This is a genomic window from Pseudomonas californiensis, from assembly GCF_021147775.1.
Classification (GTDB): Bacteria; Pseudomonadota; Gammaproteobacteria; order Pseudomonadales; family Pseudomonadaceae; genus Aquipseudomonas; species Aquipseudomonas californiensis.
On sequence record NZ_JAGTPK010000007.1, the window covers coordinates 108,160 to 134,871 of the forward strand.

Consider the following 26,712-nt stretch of genomic DNA (forward strand, 5'->3'; position numbering starts at 1 on the left):
CTACTCCTTGGCGGCCAGTTTCACGGCACGATTGCTGCGGTCCACTGGACGAACAGGTTCGCCCTCGCGCAGCACATAGCCGCCCGCCGCCACGACCCAGTCAGTCTCTTTCAGCCCCTGAAGCACCGGCACTGACTCCTGACCATAGGGCCCTACGGTCACTGGTACGCGAGTCACCGTGCTGTCAGGGCTGACCCGCCATACAAACGTTGCTCCGTTTTCTGCCGTCAATGCAGAGAGCGGCACGGCCAACGGCACCGCGAGGTCCGAGGAGATGAACACCCTGGCGCTCTGCCCCAGGTCGGCTGGGATCTGCCCACTGGCGAACGAAACCCGAGCAGCAAAGGTGCGTGATCGCGGATCGGCAGACGGTGACAGCTCACGGATACGGCCCGGGAAGCGCTGATCGCGCGAGGTCCACAGTTCGACCGAGACCGCCTGACCGGTCTTGAAACGCGCAAAGTTCTGCTCAGGCAGGCTGATCAGCACCTCACGCTCGCCATCAGTGGCCAGAGTGAATGCAGTTTGCCCGGCTGACACCACTTGGCCCACCTCGATCAGGCGTTTGGCGATCACGCCGTCCTGGGACGCCCGCAATACCGTGTAACCGGTCTGGTTGTCGGCCACCGTCAGCTCTGCCTTGATCTGCTTGACCCGGGCCTCGCCTGCGCGATAGAGGTTTTCGGCATTGTCGTATTGCGAGCGGCTGACCATCTGCCGATCAAGCAGGGTTTTGTAACGATCACGCTCGGAGCGCACCAGTTGCAGATTGGCGTCGGCTGCCGCGACCTGAGCGCGGGAAGCTTCCAGTTGCAGCCGCACGTCCTGGGCGTCCAGCTCAGCCAAGGGCTGGTTTGCCTTGACCCGCTGACCCTCTTCGACAAGCCGCTTGCTCACCTTGCCCGAGATACGAAATGCCAGATCTGGCTCATAACGGGCGCGCACCTCGCCAGGATAACTGTCCATCGACTGAGACGCTGGCAGCGGCTGCACGACCATGACAGGGCGAATGACCACAGGGGCCGTGACGTCCTGACCGCAGGCGGTCAGGACGGAAATCAGGCACAACGGCACGGCGAGGGACAGGGCGTCGCGAAACATGATGTGAACCTTCATGAAAACAGGCTTGGAATATTTGTACTGGCGAGTATATTTAAAAATATCAAACTCACCAGTACATTATTAAGCCCTTATGCCTGAGACTCCCTTGACCAACGGCCCCGGACGTCCAAAAGACCTCGAAAAGCGCAAAGCCATTCTGGACTCGGCAAAAAACCTGTTCTTGAGCAACGGCTACGCCAACACCAGTATGGACACGATTGCCAGCGAGGCAGGTGTTTCCAAGCTCACGGTGTATAGCCACTTCAACGACAAAGAGACGCTGTTTTCCGCTGCAGTGATCGCACGCTGCGAAGAACAGATGCCTTCAGTACTGTTTCGTCTGGCGGAAGGCGCCACCGCCCAGACCACACTGCTGAATATCGGACGCGCCTTTCAGTGGCTGGTCAACAGCCCGGAATCGCTGGATTTGCACCGTTTGATGGTCACCCTTGGCACCCAGGACCCTGCGCTTTCAAAAATCTTCTTCGAGGCAGGTCCGCAACGGCTGATCAGCGAAATGGAAAGCGTGCTGACTGATATCCACAAGTCAGGCGGCCTGCGGATCGATTACCCGGCCCACGCCGCAGAGCATTTCTTCAGCATGATCAAGGGCCTGCGAAACTTTAGGCTGCTGGTGGGCTGTGCCGGAGTGCACGACGCGAACGCGGCAGAGCGACATGTGCAGGAAGTGGTGACGTTGTTCATGCGCGCCTATCAGCCCGATAACTGACTGACAGGCGACGTATCGCGAGGGCTTGGCTCAATCGATGGGCTTGGGCTTCAGGGCTTTCTTGGGATAAACGTCATAGCGGCTGGATTTGCCGTCCAGCGCGTAGCCCGGTTTCGGGCCTTCGATGCACGGAGCCTTGCGAGGACGCTTGACCACCACGCGGTGCGATGCAAGCGCCAGCGCTGCCTCCAGCAAGGCGGGTGCGTCCATGTCGTCGCCAACCAGCGGACGGAACAGACGCATCTCCTTTTTGACCAGTGCGGTTTTTTCCCGGTGCGGGAACATCGGGTCAAGGTAGATGACCTGAGGCGCTTCGTCCTGCCAGCCGCGAATAAGCTCGATAGAGTTGCCGGTCAACAAGCGCATCCGGGCAATGATTGCTGCCACGTCATGATCATCACGGCCGCGAGCCAGGCCGTCTTCCAGAAGAGCAGCAATGATCGGCTGGCGTTCGATAAGGCTCATCGAGCACCCCAGACTTGCCAGCACGAACCCATCCTTGCCCAGCCCCGCCGTGGCGTCCAGAACGCTGGGACGCACTCCGGGCTGTATGCCAACTGCCTTGGCGATCATCTGACCGGTACCGCCGCCGAACAGGCGACGATGGGCCACGGCACCCTCGGCAAAGTCGACCCGCACTGCACCGGGAGCATCTTCACTCAACTGCTGTAACTGCAAGCCGCTGTCGGTCACCTGCAGCGCAAAATCAGCCTCATCGTCCTGCAGCGGCAACCCGAGACGCTGCGCCCACTGCGCCGCCTGTTCCTGTCCACCGACTGCCAGGGCTTCAACCCGGATGCGACTGCCTGCTTGCTGCTCGATCATTACGTCCACACACTCAAAAATTGTTAATGATCGGCAAAATCTGCCGATAACCAAGTATCCGGCATTTTGCCAGACCCAACGTCAGTACTGATCGCTATGTCAGAGATTGTTCAATCATCCATTGGCTATTTGTCGCACTCAGGCGACTTTAGCGTCCGCAACAGCCGCACACTCGGTGGTGTGACCCAGCTGTGGTCGGATGCGTTTGCCCGGGTGATGGCAGAGCAGGTCAGTGAAAGCGCACCGCTCCCGGTTCATCCGACCAGCGTGGAAGTCGATGTTGAAACCGGCGAACCTGTCGCCGGTGCAAAAACCCTGAGCAAGATTGTCGAGCAACGTGATTGCCCTGTCAGCGACACTGAGGTCAAACCACCAGAGCCGCTGTTCCTGCCGATCGCCGAATTTGAACTCGACCTGTTACCGCCGCCTGCCGAACCGTTCAGCATTGCCGAGATGATCGAGCAGCAACGCGGTCTGGAATTCGAAAGTCACTGGGTCCGCCCTACCGTGATGCACACTTACAGCGACGGCGCTGAGCCGGGCCCGGCTCCGCAACCACGTCCATTGCACTTGCCGATTGCCGAACTGGAATGGGAGCTGGCCGACAAGCCTGCGCTGCCTCTGGATGCGCAAACCGTGGCCACCCAACAGCGCCAATTCGATTATGAAAACGTCTGGGCACGCCCGTTGATTCTGCAAAACCTGCGCATGGCCGCCTGATCCAAACAGCCTTTCAAATACTTCATCGCACTCTCTATTGAGTCAGGACTTGCCTGCAGCTCTGGTACCCGGTGTTATCGACACACCTGCCAGCGCCCCATGTCCATGTGAAAATGATTGCGATGCGCCGCGTTGTACTCTGGTCCCAGTACGGTACTGAAGTTTTTGCACGCGCCATCGCGCACCAGCCGCAAAAATCGTCCCTTGTCGCCAGCATTGTCCCAGTCCTTGAGCAAATTGATGCGCTGACCATCGGCCAGACGAAAGCCAGCAATGTCGAGCGCGTTGGCCGTGGCGTGTTGGCTGAGCCGGCTGTTGGCGCGGTTATAGACATTTCGGCAGGCAAAGCTGCCCAGGTGGTCGACTCGCGCAACCCGCTGGCCAAAAACGGACTGAGCGGCAGGCTGCAAGGTATGGATATCGAACAACACATACGCCACGGCCAACGGACAACTCGCCAGAAAGCTGCTGCTCAACGCCACGTCGCCGCCCAGTACGCGCAATGTATTCTCAAGCGGACATTTGGCGGAAGGATCGCTGTCGGCCTGACGACTGAAGCGCAGACCCGAGTCATCCAGTACCTGATCGCACAACGCAGGATCGTCACGCAGCCGCGCCAGCTTATAAGGCGTCAGCAGATTGGGCTCGGCCCTGACATCCAGCGGTGCCCACGGATTCCATTGCGCAGGGATCTCTACCCAGCCGCGCCAGACCGCCATTACTGCGCCTGCACACAGCACAATCAGTAGCAGAAACACTCGCATCCCTAACCCTTGAACAGATCGTTGAGTGAATCGAAGGGCAACGCCTGACCCGCATAGTTGAAGGTGCCGTAATTACAGATTTCCTCGGCGGCCCGATGCAGACCACCCAGCGCTGCGCGCGCCAGTGAAGAACCGACACTGATACGCTTGACGCCACACTCACTCAGGTCTGCGACCGAAAGCGTCACGCCGCCCAGTCCCATCAGTACATTCACCGGTTTGGGGGCTACGGCGTTCACCACGGCGATGATTTCTTCGCGGGTGCGCAAGCCCGGCGCATACAGCACGTCAGCCCCGGCGTCCGCATAGGCTTGCAGCCTGCGCAGAGTGTCAGCGAAGTCCAGTCGCCCGTGCAGCAGGTTTTCGGCGCGGGCGGTCAGCATGAACGGGAACGGCAGACTGCGTACTGCAGCGGCAGAAGCACGCACACGCTCCACAGCCAGTTCGAAGTCATAGATGGGGTTATCGGCCTGCCCCGTGGCGTCCTCGATGGAGCCACCAACGATGCCGGTCGCGGCAGCAGCAAGCAGCGTTTGCGCACAACCTTGCGGGCTGTCGGCAAAACAGTTTTCCAGATCAGCCGCCACGGGCAAGGGCGTAGCGGCGACGATCGCGGCGACATTGGCCAGCGTTTCATCGCGGCTGAGCGCCCCTTGTGCATCGGCACGCCCGAGTGTAAACGCAAGCCCGGCACTGGTGGTCGCCAGCGCCTCGAAGCCCATCGAGGCCAGCAGCTTCGCTGAACCGGCATCCCACGGATTAGGGATGACAAAGGCACCATCACGTTCGTGCAACGCCTTGAACGTCTGCGCTCTGAGAAGTTGTTGTGAGTCCATGTGCGTGCTCTCCAAGGGTGGCTTTCTATAAGCACACACCTATCGACCTCAGAGCAAGCCCAACTGCTCCACTTGTGGACCACGATCCAGTTCAGGTAATGGCGGCAAGCCTGGCAAACGCACACACAACTGCTCGTGAAAGCGTCGAGCGAGTTCCGGCGCCTTGATGTTGTCCGGCGTATGCAGGAAAACGTAAGGCGTGCGGCCCTCTTCGATCCAGACAGCGACTTTTTCGACCCACTGGACCAGAAATGGATCGTTGGCCTCAAGCTCAGGCCGACCAATGAAGCGTACCTGAGGAAAATCGGTCAAGGCCGCCGGACGCGGCGGCAACTTGGGCTTCTTCGACTGGGCATGCAGGACGGCAGGGTCACTGGAGACACAACTGAACAGCGCTCGCGAGTCCAGGCAAACCCGCTCGATGCCACGGTCCAACAGCAGACGATTGAGCATGCGCTCTTCATCGCCTTTCATGAAGAACGCCATGTTGCGTACCTCAACTGCAAGGGGCACGTTCAACTCGTCAATAAACCCGATCAATTCGGCGAGGCGCTGCGGCGTAAAGCTGGCCGGCAACTGTAACCAGTAAGGCGAAACACGATTGCCCAGCGGGGCCAATAATCGAATGAATGTTTCGGCAGCGCCTACTTGCTGGCGTAAATCGCCATCGTGGCTGATGTCGCGAGGAAACTTGGCAGTGAAACGAAAGTCGGCAGGCATGACTTCTGCCCAGCGCTGCACAGTAGAGACTGCGGGACGGGCATAAAACGTGGTATTGCCTTCGACGACGTTGAATACCTGAGCATAAAGACTCAGGAAGTCCGTGGAGCGGGCATCTTCTGGATAGAGTGACTGACGCCAGGCGTTCTCGCTCCATGAAGGACACCCGAGGTAGTAAGGCAGAGCGGACACTGTCAAACGTGCAGATCGAGCCCCGACACTTCAAGGTCCCAGTCCACAAAACTGGCCGTGGTCAGATAACTGGCCAGGGCGTGGGCAACACGGGTGCTCATGGAGCGAGGGAATATGATGTCTTGCGGACGGGCCGGTACGTTGGCGGTACTGCCAATGGGACGCTCGTCAGCCTCACGGCGCGACGCTTGCGCAGGAGAAGGCAGCGCAGCAAGATCTGCGTCGTTCTCGACTTCCTCGAAGGTACCTTCAACAACCGAAGGACGCTTCTGCGGCTTTCGCTTGATGGGGTAGGAGCGTGGTGAAGGTCCGTCTATGCGCATTATTGTTACTCGGCTTCTGTAGTGGCTATTTAACGTTACAGTCCGGATGCTTGCAAATTAGGTAACGATAACTAGACCACACATATTGCAAATTGTTTGAGCACAAGTCACACACAATGTTTTAAATCGATAAACGGTAGATGGCAATGTGATACACGACCTGCGCAGGTTAATACAGCACAGGCCTCTGGGCCGGGCCATTGAGCTCGTCCCAGCCCGGTATACAGGTATATGTGGGCAACATCTAACGCGCTTTGGGAGTTGCAACCTGATCGCGCAGATACACAGGTTGCGCACCGTCTGCTGGAACAGCTTCGCCACGATTCCAGGCAAACGTCGCCAGCGTGAGCAAGTCCTGCGCGTGCGGCAACATACTTGCGTCGTGCCCGGTCAATGCCACAGGGATGCGCTCTGCATAGCCCCAGCCTGTGCCCGCACCAAACCATTCACCTGCCGTCCCTTTCGGCAATGCTGCAAGCTCTGGCGCCATGACCGCTTCGCTGCCCTGCAAAAGCATCTCGCCGACAGATTCGCTATAACAGCCCCAATACACCTCGTCCATTCGAGCATCAATGGCCGAAGCTACCTGGGAAACGCCATGCTCGCGATAAGCACGCTGCGCCAGCACTGCAAGATTGGAGGTTGGCAGCACTGGACGCTCCAGCGCAAAGGCCAGCCCCTGAACCACACCGATCGCGATACGTACACCGGTAAATGCGCCCGGCCCTCGGCCGAACGCAATCGCGTCGATGGCCGAACGGGCAATACCCGCCTCCGCCAACAGGTCCTTGATCATGGGCAGCAGACGCTGGGCATGCAGGCGCGGGATCACCTCGTAATGGCTCAGCACTTTGCCATCATGCAGCAAAGCGACCGAGCAGGCTTCAGTGGCGGTGTCCAGGGCCAGCAAGGTGGTCATCGGTGAGTCCGTCGTTATGGAAAAGTGGCGCAGTATAAATGACAAATGGCCCGCAAGCGGGCCATTGTTGACGATGCTTCGTGCATCACTTGAGTGCTTCGAGCACCTTGGCAGTGATGTCTTCAACCGAGCCGACACCCGGAATATGGCTGCACTTGGGCTTGCCGTTCTGCGCGCTCAGCTTGCTGTAGAACTCAACCAGAGGCTTGGTCTGCGAATGGTAGACCGACAGACGATGGCGCACGGTTTCTTCGACGTCGTCCTTGCGCTGCAACAATGGCTCACCAGTGACATCATCGACGCCTTCGACTTTTGGCGGATTGAAGATGACGTGGTAGGTGCGGCCCGAACCTTCGTGAACACGACGGCCAGACATGCGCTTGACGATTTCTTCGTCGTCGACCGCGATCTCAACCACGTGATCGATTTCCAGACCGGCCTTCAGCAGTGCTTCTGCCTGAGGAATGGTCCGTGGGAAACCGTCGAACAGTACGCCATTCGCACAGTCCGGTTCGGCCAGACGGTCCTTGATCAGACCAATGATCAGGTCATCAGAAACCAGACCTCCGGAATCCATGACGCTTTTTGCCTTCAAGCCCAGCTCGGTGCCCGCCTTGACTGCCGCGCGCAGCATGTCGCCTGTCGAAACTTGCGGGATGCCAAACTTTTCAGTGATGAATTTTGCCTGAGTACCTTTACCGGCCCCGGGAGCTCCCAGCAGAATCACGCGCATCGTCATGCTCCTAAAATTTTTATATGAAAATCATTGGATTCGCCTCGTCGGCCAATCTAAAAAATAAATCAGGCCAATAGGCCAAAAGGTTGATCAAGATACACAGCAGACCGTAGCCGCACAAGCCGCCGAAAGTCGCAGTAACCAAGGCGCACCGCCCTGTACGCCCTGGTCAAAGATTGGTGTGACCTGCTGCAACCTGGATGGCAGGTTAGCCTGTAAAGCCCTTACTCGCTGCGTGGAAATCAAAACGGGCTGCCAACCGCGCAGCCGCATCCCCGTCAACCTGTATTGCGAAGACCTGCGGCTATACCCGCCACAGAGACCAGCAGCGCCAGTTCCAGAGGGCTGCCCAGCTGCGCCTCGCGGTGGCGAGAGCGTGAAAGCAGTTCAGCCTGAAGCAGGTGCAAGGGGTCCAGGTAGGTGTTGCGCAAGCTGATGAACTCCAGCGTTTCGGGACTGTGCGCCAACAGTTGAGTCTGCCCCGTCAGCCCCAGCACAACGTTGCACGCCTGCGACAATAGGTCGCGCAAATGTGCGCCCAAATGTTGCAGCTCAGGGCTCACCAGACGCTCGTCGTAGAGCCGAGCGATATCGGTGTCCGCTTTGGCCAGGACCATTTCCAGCATGTCGATCCGGGTTCTGAAAAACGGCCAGCGCTCGCGCATCTCAGCCAACATATCGCCCTCTCCGCGTTCCAGCGCCCTGGTGAGCGCTGCCTCCCAGCCCAACCATGCGGGCAGCATCAGGCGTGTCTGCGTCCAGGCGAAGATCCACGGGATCGCGCGCAGGCTTTCAACCCCGCCCTCGCGGCGTTTCGCGGGACGACTGCCCAGCGGTAATCGACCCAGTTCCTGTTCTGGCGTGGCCTGACGGAAATACTCGACGAACTCGGGATGTTCTCTGACCACCGCACGGTAGGCGCTCACGCCGTCGCTGGCCAACTGGTCCATCATCGTGCGCCAGGCAGGCTCCGGAGGCGGGGGCGGCAGCAACGTCGCCTCCAGAACCGCAGCCAGATACAGGTTGAGGTTCTGCTCGGCGATTTCCGGCAGGCCGAACTTGAAGCGAATCATCTCGCCCTGCTCGGTGGTTCGGAAGCGCCCCGAAACTGATCCTGGCGGCTGCGACAGAATTGCGGCGTGCGCTGGACCACCACCGCGACCCACTGTCCCGCCGCGGCCGTGAAACAGCAGCAATTCGACCTGCTGCTCGCGGCAGATCTGCACCAGTGTTTCCTGAGCCCGATACTGAGCCCAGGCTGCAGCCGTGGTGCCGGCATCCTTGGCCGAGTCGGAGTAGCCGATCATGACCTCTTGAGGCCCGTGCAAGCGTGCGCGGTAGCCAGGCAGCCCCAGCAACGTTTCGATCACCGGGCCGGCGTTGTCCAGATCCGCCAGCGTTTCGAACAACGGCACGACGCGCATCGGCCGCTGCAGGCCAGACTCCTTGAGCAACAGTTGCACGGCGAGTACGTCGGATGCGGCCCCGGCCATGGAGATAACGTAGGAGCCCAGTGAAGCTGCGGGCGCAGCGGCGACTTCGCGGCAGGTCGCCAGTACCTCTGCGGTATCGGCAGCAGGCTTGAAATAACCCGGCAACAGCGGACGGCGGTTATTCAGCTCACGCAGCAGGAAGTCGATGCGTGTCTGCTCGTCCCACTCTTCATAGCGCCCCAGGCCCAGGTAGTCGGTGATTTCCGTCATGGCCGCACAGTGACGACTGGAATCCTGACGGACATCCAGCCGCACAAGGAACAGACCGAACGTGACGGCACGACGCAAGCAGTCCAGCAGCGGACCGTCGGCAATCACGCCCATCCCGCACTCATGCAGCGACTGGAAGCACAGCATCAGCGGCCTAAGCAGTTCGCGGTTGTCATGCAGCACCGCCTCAGGTGCAGGCTGCGCTGCGGTCAGCGATGCATTGGCCCAGTTGCGCGTGGCCCGCAAGCGTTCGCGCAGGCGCTTGAGCTCGGCACGATAAGGTTCTGCGCTGTCACCGACACTCGCTCGCAGCGCGTCGCTGGCCTGTTGCATCGACAGTTCCGCAGCCAGGTTGTCGACGTCACGCAGGTACAGGTCGGCAGCCATCCAGCGCGCCAACAACAGGACTTCACGGGTAACGGCTGCGGTGACATTCGGGTTGCCGTCCCTGTCGCCGCCCATCCAGGACGCGAAGCGGATCGGCGCAGCTTCCAGCGGCAAATGCATGCCGGTGGCAGCATGCAACGCGTGATCGGCCTTGCGCAGGTAGTTGGGAATGGCGTGCCACAGTGAGTGTTCGATGACCGCGAACCCCCATTTGGCTTCATCGACCGGGGTAGGACGAATCCGTCGGATCTCTTCGGTGTGCCAGGCCTCGGCGATCAGGCGCTGCAAGCGCGAGGTGATCTGCTCACGCTCGATGCTGTTGAGGTCCCGGTGGTCCAGCGCAGCCAATTGCGCAGCGATGGCGTCGTACTTCTGAATCAGGGTGCGACGGGCTACTTCGGTCGGGTGAGCGGTGAGCACCAGTTCGATGTCCAGCTTGCCCAGTTGGCGGGCCAGCGCATCGGCGGTGTGGCCTTCCGCCTTGAGGCGATCCAGCAGCTCAGGAAGCACCCTGGTTTCGAACGGTTGCGGCCGCGAATCATCGCGGCGATGCATCAACTGATACTGCTCGGCGATGTTGGCCAGGTTGAGAAACTGGTTGAAAGCCCTCGCTACCGGCAGCAGCTCGTCATCCTCAAGGCCATCGACGCTTGAGCTGAGCTCCTCGGCGCCTGCCGCAGATCCGCGCCTGCCCGCTTTCGCGCTTTTGCGAATGCGCTCGATCTTTTCGAGAAAATCAGGCCCGCGCTGTTCACGAATGGTGTTGCCCAGCAGCTCACCCAGCAGGTGAACGTCTTCGCGCAGACGCGCATCAATATCGGCCATCGTTCCTCTCCCGGTTTTTATATGGGCTCAGTTGTGTGTCCACTTGCCTGAACTGAACACATCAATTCAAATCCGCTCTACCAACAGTGCACCAAAGCCCGTGCGGCGACAAATGCTTATGCAGACGTGCCACGTTTGTCGCCCTCGTCTTCACACCGGCTAGTCTCATCACTGAACCAGCCGACCGCTCATAAACCGGGCCGCTGCGCCACGAGCGACCCACCACGAGGTGACTATGAAAATCCGCGAGCTTGCCCAACATTGGGAACGCAACGCCACAGGACGCTTGACCAAAAGCCGCTACGCCATCCATCTGGACCTTGAGTCTGCCGCGCGGCTGGCCGCCCTCTGCGAAATGTACCCCAAGCATCATCCTGAAGAATTACTGGGTGAACTGATTGGCGCTGCACTGGAAGAACTTGAAGCAGGTTTCCCCTATGTCAAAGGCCAGCACGTGGTGTCCACGGATGAAGAAGGCAACCCACTGTACGAAGACGTGGGGGCCACGCCTCGCTTTCTGGCCTTGTCCAGACGGCACCTGCACGAGCTGACCGAAAAGGAAGGCGACGCTGAAAATTGAGTCTCAACGCTGTAACACCGCAGGGTAAACACCCTGCGGCAACTCCTGCGCCTGCTTGAGCCAAGGCGACCACGTCCGCCATCACAGCTCAGTCGTCATACAAAACTGTTCAGTACTGTTTAGTAAATATTTATCTGAACTATTCAAAAACTGCACAGGTCCGAGCCATTAACCATGACGTGAATGGCCGAAGCGCAGCAGACAGTAAGTTGAGGTGCTGCCCGGCCGGAAAGCCATCATGGATAACCACGTTCGGATTCACACAATGGAGTTGATCACCATGAACACCCTGACTGCCAAAACAAAGTTCAAAGGCCTGCGCGGGCTCAAACTCGCTGCGTTGGCATTGGGTAGCACGTTCATCCTCGCCGGTTGCGCAGGCAACCCGCCATCCGAGCAGTACGCAGTTTCCCAGTCGGCCGTGAACAGTGCAGTAAGCGCTGGCGGCACCGAGTACGCCGCAGTGGAAATGAAGTCGGCTCAGGACAAGCTGAAGCAGGCTGACCTGGCCATGCAAGACCACAAATACGACGAAGCACGCAAGCTGGCTGAACAGGCCGAGTGGGATGCCCGCGTAGCCGAGCGCAAGTCTCAGGCCGCCAAAGCCGCCAAAGCTGTGCAGGATGCTCGTCAGGGCGTCAACGAACTACGTGAAGAAGGCATGCGTCAGGTTCAGTGAGCCGTCGACAGCAACCTTGAGTTTTCATGAATTCGTAATTGATTAAAGGACGACCTAACTATGCGCAAACAATTGATGATTCCCGCCCTGCTGGCCATGAGCGTAGCCCTGGCTGCCTGTGCCACCAAGCCAAACCCTAATCTGGAACAGGCACGCACCAACTTCACTGCGCTGCAGACCAACCCTGAGTCCACCAAAGTCGCAGCCCTGGAAACCAAGGACGCCAGCGAATGGTTGGCCAAGTCTGAAAAAGCCTTCCGTGATGGCGAAGACGTCAAGAAAGTCGACCAGTTGTCCTACCTGACCAATCAGCGTGTGGAGCTGGCCAAACAAACCATCAACCTGCGCACCTCTGAGGCCGCTCTGCAAAACGCTTCGGCCGAACGTGCCAAGGCTCGTCTGGACGCTCGTGACGCTCAGATCGCTCAGCTCAAGAACAGCCTGAACGCCAAACAGACCGAACGCGGCACCCTGGTGACTTTCGGTGACGTGCTGTTCGACTACAACAAAGCTGACCTGAAGCCGGGCGCCCAGGGCGACATCGGTAAGCTGGCTGCTTTCCTGCAGGAAAACACTGACCGCAAAGTGATTGTCGAAGGCTACACCGACAGCACCGGATCGGCTGCCTACAACCAGTCGCTGTCCGAGCGTCGTGCCAATTCGGTTCGCATGGCTCTGGTCCGTATGGGCGTAGACCCGGCGCGCATCGTTGCCCAGGGTTATGGCAAGGAATACCCGGTTGCTGACAACACCAGCAACTCCGGCCGCGCCATGAACCGTCGTGTGGAAGTGACCATTTCCAACGACAACCAGCCTGTAGCCCCGCGCTCGTCGATGAAGTAAGCGACCGCACCGCAACAGCATAAAGCCCCGTCTGCGTCAGCAGACGGGGCTTTTTAATGGGCGTTACGTTGACGTTCGGGACGCCGGGTTTGTCGGTCAGCCACCCTGAGGTTCAGGGCGTTGATGGTGTCTGCTGCCCTGCACACCGCACAGCCTGCCTGTGCTGATCGACCAGCACGCCCGACAGCCCCTTGCGGGTCGTGTCAAACAGCACCAGCACTCCGTCAATGCACTGCGCCACCTGCGCCGCCGGGGTCGCTGCAACCTTGTAGTCCTCACCGGGCACGCTCTTGAGCAGGGTGAACTCGCTGAGCAACAGGGCGTCTTCAGGCTTGGCAAAATGCAGATAGCCGTAGTACCACAGGCAGCCGACAGTACCAATAATGGCGCCAATGCCGGTCAGTATCATTGCGTTGACGCTACGTTCGGCGCTCATGGTGTTGACTCGGACGACGGTCGCTGCGAGCCGGCTCCGGACGACTCTGGATAATTGGGCACTTCGGCCAGGCGTCGTAGCCCATTGAAGTGCTGCGGGTCGTCGAGATAGCGCACCATGACTTGCCGCCAGAGCGGATCAGCGAAAGTCTGCACATGCCCACCCCGCGTAAGCTGCAGCACACGGGGTGGCGGCGCGACTTTGTACAGGCTGATGCCATTGTCCAGCGGTACTAAAGTGTCGTCCATGCTCTGAAAAATCAGCATGGGGGTACCCGCCAGTTGCGGCAGGCCATTGATCGCGCTGTCCGCATCAGGGATCAACCACGACAACGGTGTTTTCAGCGTCCAGGTCAGCCAGGAGGTGCCCAGTGTATAGCGGGCAACATCGCGGTAGCTGGCAGGTGCGCCATCGAGAACCAGCGCTTTTACCCGGGACCGCTCCTCAGGGTGCTGCGACAGATAATGCACCGCCAGCGCGCCGCCAATGCTCTGGCCCAGTACCACCAAGGGCTTGCCCTTCACCTGCGGCGATACTTTCAACCAGTCGAACGCGGCCTGAACATCCTGATAGATCGCCGGCAGGCTGGGCGCGCCTTGTGACTGCCCATAGCCGCGATAGTCGAGCATAAGCACCTGATAGCCCTGCTCCGGCAACCACCAACTGCCGCCCAGATGCCACGACAGATTGCCGCCGTTGCCATGCAGATGCAGCACCGTACCTTTGACCGGTACACCCTCTTTGGCTGGCAGCCACCAACCGTGCAAACGCGTGCCATCAGCGGCAGTCAGGTTTACATCCTGGTACTGCAAACGCGCCTTGTCGGGCGTGAAGGGCAGACCTTGCTCCGGGTAGAACAGCATGGAGCTGCAGCCGGTGAGACTCAGGATCAGAACGAGGATGCCGATCAGCTTCAAACGAGGTTTCCTTATTGTCACAGCTACAGAATGTTCGAATAGTCAGCTTCGATACGGTCCAGACTCAGATGATTGAGGAAGTTGGAAAAGCACATCCAGGCCGACAGCGCATTCATGTCACGGAACTGATCGGGCAAGTATTTGGGAGCAACCACCAAGCCCTCGTCGACCAACTGGCGAAGGGTTCGCATGTCTTCCAGCGTGGTCTTGCCGCAGAACAGCAACGGCACCTGCTCAAGCTTGCCCTTGCGCACGGCCAACTGGATGTAGTTGTAAACCATGATGAAGCCTTTCAGGTACGACAAGTCCTTGGTAAACGGCAGCCCATTGGGGACCGAACCCCGGAACACCCGGCTTGCATTGCCGTAGCTCTCAGGCATGCCGAAACCTTGTTCACGGTAGAACTCGAACACTTCCAGGAAGTCGGCGCCCTCTTCTGCCATATGGATGGCACGCGTGCGGTTGGTCAGCTTGCGCAGGCGACTCGGGTAGGAGGCAAACGCTATGACTTCCATCAAGATCGCCAGCCCTTCCTGAGTCACGGTCGACGATGGCGGGCCTTTGGACAGAAAGGTACAGATCGGCTGGTTCTGTCCATTGAGTGTGGTGCCCACATGCACCAGGCCCTCATGAACCTCCAGCGCCCGCACATCCCGTTCGTTGAACATCGCGTCCGTGCGAATCTTGATGTAGTCGGCGCCCGCAGCAGCATCGGCCACGATGCCGTCAGACTCAAATACCCTGATGGTATCTTCGGCTTCGCCAAACACCCGGTTCAGGCGCGATTGCAGCAACGCGACCGCATCCTTGGCTGTGAGGATCTTGGGCTCGTCCTTCAGATCGCCGCGGCCAGCAATATTGTTCAGGTAGTCAGACAGCATCAGGCCAAGGTCAGCCAGGGTCGGGTCTCCGGCGTGAAATGCATCGGAGGCCGCGCCGTACAACTCCTGGGATATCAATCCGAAATCAGGGGTGCCGCGCGCTTCGAGCATACGGATCACCATCCGATACTCTTTGCACATGCGGCGCATGATCTGCCCCACCGGGTTGAACTGACCCAATTGCCGGGTAATGTCGCGCTCGATGTTCTGGAACTCGAGCTTTACCGCGCCAGAATCGAAACCCAATGGGCGATTCTCGTAATACGCCCGGTCCACGGCAGGCAGAGCCTTGCCCTTTGCAGCCAGGAAATCCCTGCGAACCGTGTCGTCCCACTTCACCGCGTCCAGTACACGGATCGGCGTCTGCGCGACGACGATCCGGTCCGATAACGCACGAATAGTCTGCTGGTACTCGTCCACCCGGTACTCCTTGGCTGGTGGGCTATCGCCCTACTGCTTGGCCGCGCGCTGGTAGCACGCGACCTCTTGAAAAACATCGAAATTGGCTGGATCGTCGAGGTAGCCGAACACCTTGTCCAGAGAACTGGTGATCAACAGCTGCTTGCCGAGACTGGTCTCCATCGACTGACCTTCCAGCGCTTTCTGCTCTACCCACTGATCGAACCGGTCCATATCAGGATTGTAGACAACCAGCTCGTCAGCTTCGGTCACCTCAAAACCGGCAAGCGCGTAGTGAGCGCCGTATTTCTCGGGCAGCTTTGCCGACAGATACCAGCGACTGCCATGTCGCACCAGCGTCACGGCGTATTCGTCGCGATGCTGACGGTCGCCCTTGCGGTAGCTGATCACTTTGTAGACGTTGTTGTTCGCGCGTGAGACTTCCAGTTCCAGCGCCTCGCCCCAGGCGTTCTTGCTGGACCAGGTGCCCAGCAGTCCGCGTGGGGCGACATCGTGAGCAGGGATCGGGTCTTTGAAGGTCACCAGACAACCGCTCAACAACAGAAACGACAGCGCAATGATCACGCGCCAGGTCTTCATGGGACACTCCTGAAAAGAGGTATGGTCACCCTCGTACTGCTTGAGGGGTACCCAATACCAGACGCATCTGGCGGGTAAGAATACCGAGTATTTCTTCGTCCGCTTGACGCAACGGGCCATGAAGCAGGCCTTGATATTCCATCCGGCGGATAAGCCCCGTCAATACTTGAGCGTCCTGAAAGGGCTGTACAGAGCCGATCACCTGAAAAAACTGGCAACTGCCCTGCAGCAGGATTTCCTGATGGGCCATGACCAATGGGGTCAGACGTGGATTGATCAGCGCTTCGTGATAGAAGGCCTGCTCGGCGATCAGCGAGTCGCGACGGGTCAGCAGTTGATGACGAAGGTACTCCATCACCAATTGCGCAATATCGTCAGCCAGTCGAAAACGATCACTCGGGCTACCGGAACTGCGGGCCATCATGTCGCGCAATATCACTTCAGTGTTTTGCCACAACTTGGCCAGGTATACCGCGCTGCGTTGCACGTATTGTGCGAAGGCATCAGTCAGCAGGTCGTCTATGTCCTTGAAGTAGTAAGTGGTGGCGGACAGTGGCACACCGGCTTCGGCGGCCACCGCACGGTGGCGCACAGCACGTACGCCATCACGAATGACGATCCGCATGGCGGCATCGAGAATCACCTGCCTGCGTTGCTCGCTGCCCTCTCGACTGGCCTTGCGGCCCTGAAATTTGACGCTTTTGGCTACCGCATTCGCTACTCCGGCAGCTCCTTCTCTTGCAATGGTCACGACAGCTTCCCTTTAAGTCATCCTGGAAAATAGACCAAAAAAAAGCCGCCCATTCAAGGCGGCTTCATTTTTTCTGATTACGCTTGCGGGCGCATGTGCGGGAACAGGATCACGTCCCGGATCGAAGGTGAGTCGGTGAGCAGCATCACCAGGCGATCGATACCGATCCCTTCACCAGCAGTTGGCGGCATGCCATATTCCAGCGCACGGACGAAGTCGGCATCGTAATGCATGGCCTCGTCGTCGCCTGCGTCCTTGTCGGCCACCTGCGCCTGGAAGCGCTCGGCCTGATCTTCCGCATCGTTGAGCTCGGAATAGGCGTTGGCGATTTCACGACCGCCAATGAACAGCTCGAAACGGTCAGTGACATTCGGGTTGTCGTCATTGCGGCGAGCCAATGGCGACACTTCAAAAGGGTACTGGGTGATGAAGTGCGGCTGCTCCAGCTTGTGCTCGACCAACTCTTCGAAAATCATGACCTGCAGCTTGCCCAGTCCTTCGAAGCCCAGGACCTTGGCGCCCGCCTTCTTGGCGATGGCGCGGGCCTTGTCGATGTCCTGCAAGTCAGCCGCGGTCAGTTGCGGGTTGTACTTGAGGATCGAGTCGAATACTGACAGGCGCACGAACGGTTCGCCGAAATGGAACACCTTGTCGCCGTACGGCACATCGGTGGTGCCGAGTACCAACTGGGCCAACTCGCGGAACAACTCCTCGGTCAGGTCCATGTTGTCTTCGTAGTCGGCGTAGGCCTGGTAGAACTCGAGCATGGTGAACTCAGGGTTATGCCGGGTCGAGACGCCTTCGTTACGGAAATTGCGGTTGATCTCGAACACTTTTTCAAACCCGCCCACCACCAGGCGCTTGAGGTACAGCTCAGGCGCGATACGCAGGAACATTTCCATGTCCAGCGCGTTGTGGTGTGTTTCGAACGGCTTGGCCGCCGCGCCACCAGGAATGGTCTGCAGCATCGGCGTTTCGACTTCGAGGAAATCGCGCTTCATCAGGAAGCTGCGAATGTGCGCGATCACTTGCGAACGCACCCGGAAGGTCTCGCGCACGTCTTCGTTGACGATCAGGTCAACGTAACGCTGGCGATAGCGCTGTTCGGTATCGGTCAGACCGTGGTGCTTGTCAGGCAGCGGACGCAATGACTTGGTCAACAGACGCACCGAGGTCATTTCGACATACAGGTCGCCCTTGCCGGAGCGCGCCAGGGTGCCTTCGGCAGCAATGATGTCGCCCAGGTCCCAGGTCTTGACGTCGGCCAGCGTTTCTTCAGGGAGTGTCTTGCGGTTGACATAGACCTGAATGCGGCCGGTCATGTCCTGGATCACCATGAACGAGCCACGGTTGAGCATGATGCGACCGGCAACCTTGACCGGGATCGCTGCATCGGCCAGCTCTTCCTTGGTCTTGTCGACATACTGTTTCTGCAGATCATTGCAGTAGCTGTCGCGGCGGAAGTCGTTGGGGAAGGCCTGACCCTTGGCGCGCTCGGCAGCAAGCTTTTCCTTGCGCAGGGCGATCAGGGTGTTTTCTTCCTGTTGCAGTGCTTGCGGGTCGAGTTGTTGGTCGCTCATGTCTTTAGATATTCCATCACAGGTTCATTGCCCCGGCTTATCCAGGGTTCGCGGGCAAGGCGTATGCCGCCCCGGACGCTGCTGCGGAACTGCGCGATTGGCGCCCGTCCCGCAACTTCATGCTTACAGCCCTTGCTTGAGGCTGGCGATCAGGTATTCGTCGATATCGCCATCGAGCACCTTGTCGCAGTCGCTGCGTTCGATATTGGTCCGCAGGTCCTTGATACGCGAGGCATCCAGCACGTAGGAGCGAATCTGATGGCCCCAGCCGATGTCGGACTTGGTGTCCTCCAGCGCCTGGGAAGCAGCGTTGCGTTTCTGCACTTCCTGCTCATACAAACGGGCCCGCAGCATTTTCATGGCGGTGTCCTTGTTCGCATGCTGGGAACGTTCGTTCTGGCAGCTGACCACTGTGTTGGTCGGAACGTGCGTGATACGCACCGCAGAGTCAGTGGTGTTTACGTGCTGACCACCGGCACCCGAGGAGCGGTAGGTATCGATACGCAGGTCCGACGGATTGATGTCGATTTCGATGTTGTCATCGATTTCCGGCGAAACGAAAACAGCCGAGAACGAGGTATGACGGCGGTTGCCGGAATCGAACGGGCTCTTGCGCACCAGACGGTGCACGCCGATCTCGGTGCGCAACCAGCCAAAGGCGTATTCACCCTTGATGTGCACGGTCGCGCCCTTGATACCGGCGACTTCACCGGCAGACAACTCCATTATGGTCGCGTCGAAGCCGCGCTTGTCAGCCCAGCGCAGGTACATGCGCAGCAGGATATTGGCCCAGTCCTGCGCCTCGGTGCCGCCAGAACCGGCCTGGATGTCGAGATACGCGTTGTTGGGGTCCATTTCGCCACTGAACATGCGGCGGAACTCGAGCTTTTCCAGCGATTCGCGCAGGCGCTCGACTTCGGCAGCCACGTCATCGACAGCGGCCTGGTCTTCTTCTTCAGCGGACATCAGCAACAGGTCCCTGGCATCTGCCAGGCCTGAGGTCATTTCATCCAGAGTGTCGACGATCTGCGCCAGCAAAGCGCGCTCACGGCCCAGATTCTGGGCGTACTCGGGGTTGTTCCAGACATTTGGATCTTCGAGCTCGCGATTGACTTCGGTCAGACGATCATGTTTGTGATCGTAGTCAAAGATACCCCCGAATGGTTTCGGAGCGCTCGGACAAATCCTTGATGCTGTTTAGGATCGGGTTGATTTCCATGGTAGGCAGCACTCGCAGGCGAAATTTTCAAAGCCGACGAGTATACCTCAGCATGCACCACGAAAGCAGCCCGTCAGGCGGGCCTTATGTGGCCAATTTACAGGCGTCCAACGTGAAATATCGGCAACGGACGCCACAAGGCTCAACTCTGGCCGACTGCCACCTGATTGCGTCCACTGTGCTTGGCCAGGTACAGCCCCTTGTCGGCATCCAGAATCAACTGACGACTTTGCGTGCCGATCTGCGGCCCGACCGTCGCCACGCCGATGCTGACTGTCAGGCTTGAACCCTCCACTGGCGCGACGTGAGGGATGTTCATGCCCGCCACACTCTGCCGCAGTTTTTCCGCAATCAGCCGTGCGCCGCCCGGCGAGGTATTGGGCAGCACCATTGCAAACTCTTCACCGCCATAACGGGCCGGAAGGTCAGACGGTCGACTGCAACTGTTGCGGATAGCCTTGGCGACCTGACGCAACGCTTCGTCACCTTCCAGGTGACCGAAGCTGTCGTTATAGGCCTTGAAATAGTCGACATCGATCATCAGCAGCGATAACTGGGTCTGATCGCGAATCGCCCTGCGCCACTCAAGCTCAAGGTACTCGTCGAAATGACGCCGGTTCGAGAGCCCGGTCAGGCCATCAGAGTTCATCAGGCGCTGTAACACCAGATTGGTATCAAGCAACTGCTGCTGGCTGACCCGTAGCGCACGGTACGCCTCATCACGCTGCAACAGGGTCATGTAGGAACGCGAGTGGTAAAGAATCCGCGCGACCAGTTCGATATTGTCAGGCAGTTTGACCAGATAGTCGTTGGCGCCAGCGGAAAACGCTGCGCTCTTGATCAGAGGGTCTTCCTTGGTTGAAAGCACGATGATCGGAATATCACGAGTCAGCGGATTGCTCCGGTACTCGCGAACCAGCGTGAGACCATCCAGGCCCGGCATGACCAGATCCTGAAGAATCACTGTCGGTTTGATTTGCACAGCCTGAGCGATGGCCTGATGGGGGTCGGCGCAAAAGTGGAAATCGATCGAACTCTCGCTTGCCAGGCCGCGTCGGACCGCTTCGCCGATCATGGCCTGATCGTCGACCAGAAGCACCATCGCAGAACTTTCATCCGGGGGCTTGATGTCGTCTATCTGCAATTCATGCATGAAGTGTCTCCTGGTCACCGACCGCCGGTGAGCTCACCTGGAAAGTCATTGAGTAAATACCTCTGTCAGGCGAGGTGCGATGCTGGTCAACGTGCGGATCTCGCTCGCGGCATCAATGGCCGCGGCAGCCTTGGGCATGCCATAAACCGCCGAACTGGCCTGGTCCTGCGCGATGGTGAGATAACCGCGCTCTCGCATCATCTTGAGCCCCTGGGCCCCATCTCGTCCCATGCCTGTCAATAAAACACCCACGGCATCACCGCTCCAATAGCGGGCCACACTTTCGAAAAAAACATCGATAGAGGGCCTGTAAATTTCGTCTACCGGCTCGGCTGTGTAAGCCAGCGTCCCATCCTTCAAAAGGCGGATATGGTGATTGGTACCCGCCAACAGGACCTTGCCACGTTGTGGCACCTCACCTTCACACGCAAGCCGTACCGGCAACCCCGAAGCCGTACTCAGCCATTCTGCCATGCCTGCAGCGAACACTTGATCCACATGCTGTACAAGGACGATAGCTGCCGGAAAGTTGACCGGCAGCCCTTTCAACAGAATTTCCAGCGCAGCCGGACCGCCAGCCGAAGAACCGATGGCCACCAGCCTGTCACGCTTGGCCGTCCCGCGCAGAGCCGGCCCAGGCGTGCGCTCATGCGTGTTGCGCTGACCGATAAGCCACTCGACATTGAGTATCTTGCGCAACAACGGTGCTGCCGCTTCACGCGGATTGCCAGCGCCAATCGCAGGTGTGTCCACCACATCCAGCGCCCCATGCCCCATGGCTTCAAAGACCCGATGCACATTCTGCTCGCGGTCTACCGTCACGATAACAATAGCGCAAGGTGACTTGGCCATGATCACACGCGTGGCTTCAACGCCATCCATCACCGGCATGACCAGGTCCATCAGGATCAGATCAGGCGTTTGTTCGGCACAACGCTCAACGGCTTCGGCCCCGTTGCTGGCAACCCACAGCACCTGATGCAGCGGTTCGAAGGCCAATGCGCGTCGCAAGGCCTCGACCGCTATGGGCATGTCGTTCACGATGGCAATTCTCATCCCTGCGCGTCTCCAATGAGTTCGACGACAGCGTCGAGCAAGGCATCATCATGAAAGCTGGCTTTGGCCAGATAATAGTCGGCGCCCGCATCGAGACCCCGACGTCGATCTTCCTCACGATCCTTGTAAGACACCACCATCACGGGCAGCGATTGCAAACGTGTATCCCGACGCAGCAGCGTCACCAGCTCGATACCGTCCATGCGCGGCATGTCAATATCGGTGATCAGCAGGTCGAAGTCTTCGGCACGCAAGGCATTCCAGCCGTCCATCCCATCGACTGCGACTGACACTTCGTAGCCGCGACCGACCAGCAGTTTGCGTTCCAGCTCGCGCACGGTCAGGGAATCATCGACCACCAGCACGCGCTTGCGAGACACCGATTCACTCTGGCGATTACGGCGATCGATACGCTCGAGCCGCCCGGTATTCAGGAGCTTTTCAACAGAACGCAGCATGTCCTCGACATCAATGATCAGTACCACGGAACCGTCATCGAGCAATGCCCCGGCGGAAACGTCCTGGACCTTGCCGAGGCGCGCATCCAGCGGCATGACCACCAGCGTTCGTTCGCCGATGAAGCGCTCGACTGCAACGCCATACACCGCATCACGCTCGCGTATCACCACCACCTTCAGCGCTTCAGCAGTCACCTGGGAAGGCGGACGATGTAATAACTGGCTGGCCGACACAAGACCGACGTGACGCTCTTCGTCCCAGAAGTGCTGACGGCCTTCAAGCTGTACGATGTCGTCGGGTTGCAGGTCGCGCATACGCTCGATGTGCGCCAGCGGGAATGCGTACGCCTCGCCACCCACCTCAACCACCAGACTGCGCACTACCGACAGGGTCAGCGGCATTTCGATTCTGAAACGACTGCCCTCACCCGGCCACTGCTGCAGTTCGACACTGCCGTGCATCTGGCGAACCATGTGCTGCACGGCATCAAGCCCGACACCGCGACCTGATATCTGCGTGACCTTGTCGCGCATGCTGAAACCCGGCAGAAAGAGAAAGCTCAACAGCTCTTCTTCGCTCAACTGCGCAGCGGTTTCGGCAGGGGAAAGATTGCGCTTGATAATGTTCTCGCGCAGGCGCTCCAGGTCGACGCCACCACCGTCATCACTGAGTTCAACCACCAGCAGGCCCGCCTGATGTGACGCTTGCAGACGGATGAGCCCTTCTGGCTCCTTGCCCATGGCAATTCGTTTTTCAGGTGATTCGATCCCGTGGTCGACCGCGTTACGCAGCAGATGGGTCAGCGGCGCTTCAAGCTTTTCGAGGACATCCCGATCAACCTGGGTCTTGTCGCCCTCGATCTGCAAACGGACCTGCTTGCCCAGTTCACGCCCCAGATCACGCACCATGCGCGCCTGACCGACCAGTACATCGGCGAAAGGTCGCATCCGACAAGCCAGTGCCGTGTCGTACAATAATTGGGCACGCTGTCCGGACTGCCAGCCGAATTCATCCAGCTCGGCGGTTTGCTGAACGAGCATCTGCTGGGCTTGAGACAGCAGACTGCGCGCATCCTCAAGGGCTTTGCGAGCATCAGCGCCCAGGCCATCTTCGCCAAAGCTCGCACCCAGCGCTTCAAGGGCACGGTCACTGCTGCTCTGCAAACGCTTGAGACGCTGCATGCCCGCCAACAAGGGCTTGAGACGCTGAGTTTCGACCAGAGACTTGCTCGACATGTCCAGCAGGCCATTCAAGCGCTCGGCGGTAACTCGCAGTACACGCTCTCCACCTTCGGTAACGCGACGTTCGCGAAGCGGAGCGGCTACCGGCTCCGGCTCGGCTTGCAGCGCGGGCGCGGTATCGAGGCGCAAGTCGGCAGCCAGACTGTCGAACGCGGGCTCTGGCAGAGCCGACATCGTCAGCAGTGGGTCGATCTGTGCGATGTCACTGGCCAACAGCGGATCTGGTGTCGGCACGCTGACTTTGCGCGCAGCACCAGCGCCTGAAGCCAGCAAGGTGTTCATTCTGGTGACGTAGGCGTCGATATCGGGCTGAGCTACGCTGTTGCCACCTGGCGTGGCAATCCGCATCAGCAGGTCAGTACCCGACAGCAAGGCATCAATATGATCAGGCTGCAAAAGGAGTCGGCCTTCCTGCGCGCTGACCAGACAGTCTTCCATGACATGCGCAACACTGACACCAAACTCGACGCCCACAATACGTGCGGCACCCTTGAGCGAGTGCGCTGCGCGCATGCAGGATTCCAGATGCTCGGCCTGGGTGGGATTACGCTCGAGTTCCAGTAGTCCGGCACTCAGGACTTGCGTCTGTGCATCAGCTTCCAGCGTGAACAGTTCGAACAGTGAGGCATCACGCATTTGATCTGGCGTCATGTAAGGCTCCGATGGACCGCCGACAACAACTGTTCTTCATCGAGCCAACGCAGGCTGCGCTCTTTCCACTGCAACACACCCCGCGTAAAACGTGCGTTGGCGTGGGTGCCGGACGCCGAAGCAGCGTCCAGTTCACGCTGGTCGATGGCGTGAATCCCGTCCACCTCGTCAACCGGCACCACGACGGGGCCACCCTCGGCCGCGACTATCAACATACGCGGCACCGTTCGCATAGACTGCGCAGCCACCGAGCCGCTGTCCAGCCCCAACAACTCAACCAGCGAAATACACGCCACCAGCGCACCGCGCACATTGGCGACGCCCAGCAGCGCGCGTGAACGTTGATGTGGCAGCGAATGGATAGTCTGGTTCGGTGCGACTTCGGACAGGCAACGTGAAGCCAGCCCCAGCCACTCATCGCCCAGACGAAAGACCAGAATCGAACGCGTCTTGATGTCGCGCTGCAGTTCGGAGCCCTGAAACTGTTCATGGTGTTCTTGAACCAGCGAATACCGATCCAGCAAGCGCGTAGCCGCAGCCGAATAAACGGCACAGTTACGGCAGTGGATGTGGTCTTCCAGCAACGGACAGGAGCGATCACCGTGGATACCAATACGGTTCCAGCAGTCGTCGATGTCCTGGGCCTGATCATGGGTAAGGCTGGTAAAAGCGGACAGGCCCGTCATCAATGATTTCCTTGTTTGTTCGCGCCACGCGCGGCACGGTCCTGCAAGCGCCTGGCGCCGGCGCTGTCGCCCTGCGCAGCAAGCAGTGCTGCCAACTGAGCCAACGACTCAGGGTGCTGAGGTTGCAAATACAGTGCCTTGCGATAGAAACCCTGAGCCTCGACCGTTCGACCTTCGACCTCACTGAGCAGGCCAAGCCAGTAGAACACCGGCGCGATAGGCTCGTGGCGCTGCAGATATGTTTCGCACGCGGCACGCGCCTCGGCGCTTTTACCTTCGTTGGCCAAACGGGCAATGGTACTCAGCAACGCGGTGACTTCGTCATTGGCCGAGGCCGCAGCAGGCTTCACTGCAGGTGCGAAAGCCGCTGACGTTCGAGTTGCAGGCCGGCTCACGGGCATATCGACTGGCGGGCGTGGCGCGGGCCGGACAGGCGTTTGCACTGGCGCCGCGACCGGCGCTGCAACCACAGGCGCTGCGTGGCGAAACGCGAAGGATTGTGCAACGCCGATCGAGCGCATACCAATGGCCGCCAACAGATTGCCCTCTGCCGGTCCGATAAACAGCAAACCGTCTTCACGGGTCAGCCGTTTGAGCACTTTAAACACGCGCTGCTGTGTCTGTTGATCGAAATAGATCACCAGATTGCGACAAAACACGATGTCATAAGGCACGTGTGTTTCCAGCCTTGGGTCGAGCAGGTTGCCGGGCTGGAAGTCGACACGGTCGCGTACCGGTTCAGAAACCTCGAAGCCGTCGGCAACCGGACTGAAGTAACGCTCACGAAAACCGACGTCCACGCCCCTGAACGAGTTTTTGCCGTAGATGCCGCGCTTGGCTCGGTCAATCGAAATGGGGCTGATATCGATCGCATCGACCTTGAACTGACGAGCACCGATACCCGCATCGAACAACGCCATGACGATGGAATAAGGCTCTTCGCCCGTAGAACAGGGCAGGCTGAGGATACGCAACGGCCTTGCGCCATCCAGGGTCTTCAAGCGCTCGGATGCGAGTTTGCCCAGCGTCGCAAACGATTCGGGGTAACGAAAAAACCAGGTTTCGGGAACAATCACCGCTTCGATCAGCGCTTGCTGCTCCTGTGGCGACGTGACCAGCAATTGCCAGTAGGCCTCGGTATCGACGCAGTGTGCGGCAACCGCCCGTTGACGCAGGGCGCGCTCGATGATGGCCTCACCCACAGACGTAACGTCCAACCCGATGCGGTCCTTGAGGAAACTGAAAAAGCGCGAGTCATCCGTCATGGCGCATCCTCAAGCGACGCGAGGTCGAGCGGCTGTACCGGGTAGAGAAGCTCGCGGACCGGCTCGCTCAACAACTCCTGAACGTGAATCCACTGCAGCAAGCCCAGTTCATCTTCGCGAACCGGGCCCAGGTAAGGCGCCAGGCGATTCTCCAGCCCATACTCCTTGAACTCCGAAGCGGCGCAGCGCAAGGTCTCGGTCGCCTGTTCAAGAATCAACCCGAGCAATTGCGCAGGGTGCGCGTCGTCGTGCCGATAATGCACCAGCACCATACGTGTACTGGTTCTTGCACGTGCAGGCTGCCCTGAATTCAACGCGCTGATGTCAATCACCGGTACGATCTCGCCACGGTGGGCGAAGATGCCTGCCACCCAGTGCGGCGCTCTGGCGATGGCCTTGAGCTTTACACGAGGCAGGATTTCGGCAATTTCCGTGGCCTCCAGGGCATAACGGTCTTCGCCGATACAAAACAACAGGAACAGTTTGCTCGCGACCGGCGAGACGCCGTTACGTCGGGGTGATTGATCCATCATGA

The 26,712-nt window shown here is 59.1% G+C and carries 27 protein-coding genes; 5 read left to right on the forward strand and 22 right to left on the reverse strand.

Translation table 11 applies throughout. From position 1 onward, the window contains the following. On the reverse strand, window positions 1–1,101 hold the full coding sequence (locus tag KDX37_RS08990; RefSeq protein WP_231652321.1) for an efflux RND transporter periplasmic adaptor subunit: 1,101 nt from the start codon (window positions 1,099–1,101) through the stop codon (window positions 1–3). A 91-nt stretch (window positions 1,102–1,192) separates the two neighbouring features. Between KDX37_RS08990 and KDX37_RS08995 the strand changes: the two genes are divergently transcribed. Beyond that, a complete protein-coding gene (locus KDX37_RS08995) occupies window positions 1,193–1,831 on the forward strand; it encodes a TetR/AcrR family transcriptional regulator (protein ID WP_231652322.1) in 639 nt (212 codons plus the stop codon). 30 nt (window positions 1,832–1,861) lie between these two features. Here the strand turns inward: KDX37_RS08995 and KDX37_RS09000 are convergent, their stop codons facing one another. Next, window positions 1,862–2,656, reverse strand: coding sequence for a class I SAM-dependent methyltransferase (locus tag KDX37_RS09000; RefSeq protein WP_231652323.1), 795 nt, complete (start codon window positions 2,654–2,656; stop codon window positions 1,862–1,864). Between the two features lie 96 nt (window positions 2,657–2,752). Between KDX37_RS09000 and KDX37_RS09005 the strand changes: the two genes are divergently transcribed. Further along, entirely contained in the window at window positions 2,753–3,376 is a 624-nt protein-coding gene (locus KDX37_RS09005) for an energy transducer TonB (protein ID WP_231652324.1), read from the forward strand. A 74-nt stretch (window positions 3,377–3,450) separates the two neighbouring features. Here the strand turns inward: KDX37_RS09005 and KDX37_RS09010 are convergent, their stop codons facing one another. The 7 genes from KDX37_RS09010 to ppc form a co-directional block, all read right to left on the reverse strand. Beyond that, a complete protein-coding gene (locus KDX37_RS09010; protein ID WP_231652325.1) occupies window positions 3,451–4,140 on the reverse strand; it encodes an extensin-like domain-containing protein in 690 nt (229 codons plus the stop codon). 2 nt (window positions 4,141–4,142) lie between these two features. After that, entirely contained in the window at window positions 4,143–4,976 is an 834-nt protein-coding gene (locus tag KDX37_RS09015) for an isocitrate lyase/PEP mutase family protein (RefSeq protein ID WP_231652326.1), read from the reverse strand. Between the two features lie 48 nt (window positions 4,977–5,024). Beyond that, window positions 5,025–5,888, reverse strand: a complete 864-nt coding sequence (locus KDX37_RS09020; RefSeq protein ID WP_231652444.1) for a DUF72 domain-containing protein — start codon at window positions 5,886–5,888, stop codon at window positions 5,025–5,027. A 2-nt stretch (window positions 5,889–5,890) separates the two neighbouring features. Beyond that, entirely contained in the window at window positions 5,891–6,211 is a 321-nt protein-coding gene (locus KDX37_RS09025) for a hypothetical protein (RefSeq protein ID WP_231652327.1), read from the reverse strand. A gap of 244 nt (window positions 6,212–6,455) precedes the next feature. Further along, complete coding sequence (tsaB, locus tag KDX37_RS09030; protein ID WP_231652328.1) at window positions 6,456–7,130, reverse strand: tRNA (adenosine(37)-N6)-threonylcarbamoyltransferase complex dimerization subunit type 1 TsaB; 675 nt, start codon at window positions 7,128–7,130, stop codon at window positions 6,456–6,458. Between the two features lie 85 nt (window positions 7,131–7,215). After that, window positions 7,216–7,863 carry an adenylate kinase gene (adk, locus tag KDX37_RS09035; protein WP_231652329.1) on the reverse strand — a complete coding sequence of 216 codons (648 nt, stop codon included), beginning with the start codon at window positions 7,861–7,863 and terminating at the stop codon, window positions 7,216–7,218. Window positions 7,864–8,144: 281 nt separating this feature from the next. Beyond that, window positions 8,145–10,781, reverse strand: a complete 2,637-nt coding sequence (gene ppc / locus KDX37_RS09040; RefSeq protein WP_231652330.1) for a phosphoenolpyruvate carboxylase — start codon at window positions 10,779–10,781, stop codon at window positions 8,145–8,147. Between the two features lie 235 nt (window positions 10,782–11,016). On the opposite strand from ppc, the gene KDX37_RS09045 reads away from it, so the two are divergent. From KDX37_RS09045 to KDX37_RS09055, 3 genes are all read left to right on the forward strand, one after another. Continuing rightward, window positions 11,017–11,361, forward strand: a complete 345-nt coding sequence (locus KDX37_RS09045; RefSeq protein ID WP_231652331.1) for a pilin assembly protein — start codon at window positions 11,017–11,019, stop codon at window positions 11,359–11,361. A 265-nt stretch (window positions 11,362–11,626) separates the two neighbouring features. After that, the gene (locus KDX37_RS09050; protein ID WP_231652445.1) at window positions 11,627–12,040 is read left to right on the forward strand and encodes a DUF4398 domain-containing protein; all 414 of its coding nucleotides are present in this window, start codon (window positions 11,627–11,629) and stop codon (window positions 12,038–12,040) included. A gap of 60 nt (window positions 12,041–12,100) precedes the next feature. Next, complete coding sequence (locus KDX37_RS09055; RefSeq protein ID WP_231652332.1) at window positions 12,101–12,883, forward strand: OmpA family protein; 783 nt, start codon at window positions 12,101–12,103, stop codon at window positions 12,881–12,883. 112 nt (window positions 12,884–12,995) lie between these two features. Here KDX37_RS09055 and KDX37_RS09060 read toward each other — a convergent pair whose 3' ends face one another. From KDX37_RS09060 to KDX37_RS09120, 13 genes are all read right to left on the reverse strand, one after another. Then, window positions 12,996–13,319 (reverse strand): hypothetical protein, encoded by a 324-nt coding sequence (locus KDX37_RS09060; protein ID WP_231652333.1) that lies wholly within the window; start codon window positions 13,317–13,319, stop codon window positions 12,996–12,998. Further along, the gene (locus tag KDX37_RS09065) at window positions 13,316–14,236 is read right to left on the reverse strand and encodes an alpha/beta hydrolase (protein ID WP_231652334.1); all 921 of its coding nucleotides are present in this window, start codon (window positions 14,234–14,236) and stop codon (window positions 13,316–13,318) included. Before KDX37_RS09065 ends, KDX37_RS09060 begins: the two co-directional genes overlap by 4 nt. Window positions 14,237–14,259: 23 nt before the next feature. Beyond that, on the reverse strand, window positions 14,260–15,537 hold the full coding sequence (locus KDX37_RS09070) for a flavohemoglobin expression-modulating QEGLA motif protein (RefSeq protein WP_231652335.1): 1,278 nt from the start codon (window positions 15,535–15,537) through the stop codon (window positions 14,260–14,262). A gap of 30 nt (window positions 15,538–15,567) precedes the next feature. Next, window positions 15,568–16,116, reverse strand: a complete 549-nt coding sequence (locus tag KDX37_RS09075) for a hypothetical protein (RefSeq protein ID WP_231652336.1) — start codon at window positions 16,114–16,116, stop codon at window positions 15,568–15,570. Window positions 16,117–16,141: 25 nt separating this feature from the next. Further along, on the reverse strand, window positions 16,142–16,867 hold the full coding sequence (locus KDX37_RS09080; protein WP_231652337.1) for a TetR/AcrR family transcriptional regulator: 726 nt from the start codon (window positions 16,865–16,867) through the stop codon (window positions 16,142–16,144). A gap of 77 nt (window positions 16,868–16,944) precedes the next feature. Beyond that, entirely contained in the window at window positions 16,945–18,447 is a 1,503-nt protein-coding gene (gene lysS / locus KDX37_RS09085; RefSeq protein WP_231652338.1) for a lysine--tRNA ligase, read from the reverse strand. Between the two features lie 123 nt (window positions 18,448–18,570). Then, window positions 18,571–19,666, reverse strand: a protein-coding gene (gene prfB, locus KDX37_RS09090) for a peptide chain release factor 2 (RefSeq protein ID WP_231652339.1) whose coding sequence is annotated in 2 segments (ribosomal slippage) — window positions 18,571–19,593 and window positions 19,595–19,666 — 1,095 coding nt in all. Because the reading frame shifts where the segments join, the coding sequence is not laid out codon by codon here. 142 nt (window positions 19,667–19,808) lie between these two features. Then, window positions 19,809–20,819 (reverse strand): response regulator, encoded by a 1,011-nt coding sequence (locus tag KDX37_RS09095; protein ID WP_231652340.1) that lies wholly within the window; start codon window positions 20,817–20,819, stop codon window positions 19,809–19,811. 45 nt (window positions 20,820–20,864) lie between these two features. Next, window positions 20,865–21,875, reverse strand: coding sequence for a chemotaxis response regulator protein-glutamate methylesterase (gene cheB, locus KDX37_RS09100; protein ID WP_231652341.1), 1,011 nt, complete (start codon window positions 21,873–21,875; stop codon window positions 20,865–20,867). After that, the gene (locus KDX37_RS09105) at window positions 21,872–24,226 is read right to left on the reverse strand and encodes a hybrid sensor histidine kinase/response regulator (protein ID WP_231652342.1); all 2,355 of its coding nucleotides are present in this window, start codon (window positions 24,224–24,226) and stop codon (window positions 21,872–21,874) included. Before KDX37_RS09105 ends, cheB begins: the two co-directional genes overlap by 4 nt. Then, a complete protein-coding gene (locus tag KDX37_RS09110) occupies window positions 24,223–24,912 on the reverse strand; it encodes a chemotaxis protein CheW (protein ID WP_231652343.1) in 690 nt (229 codons plus the stop codon). The genes KDX37_RS09105 and KDX37_RS09110 overlap by 4 nt, the downstream gene beginning before the upstream one ends. Beyond that, window positions 24,912–26,177, reverse strand: coding sequence for a CheR family methyltransferase (locus KDX37_RS09115; RefSeq protein ID WP_231652344.1), 1,266 nt, complete (start codon window positions 26,175–26,177; stop codon window positions 24,912–24,914). The genes KDX37_RS09110 and KDX37_RS09115 overlap by 1 nt, the downstream gene beginning before the upstream one ends. Next, entirely contained in the window at window positions 26,174–26,710 is a 537-nt protein-coding gene (locus KDX37_RS09120) for a chemotaxis protein CheW (protein ID WP_231652345.1), read from the reverse strand. Before KDX37_RS09120 ends, KDX37_RS09115 begins: the two co-directional genes overlap by 4 nt. Window positions 26,711–26,712 lie beyond the last annotated feature (2 nt).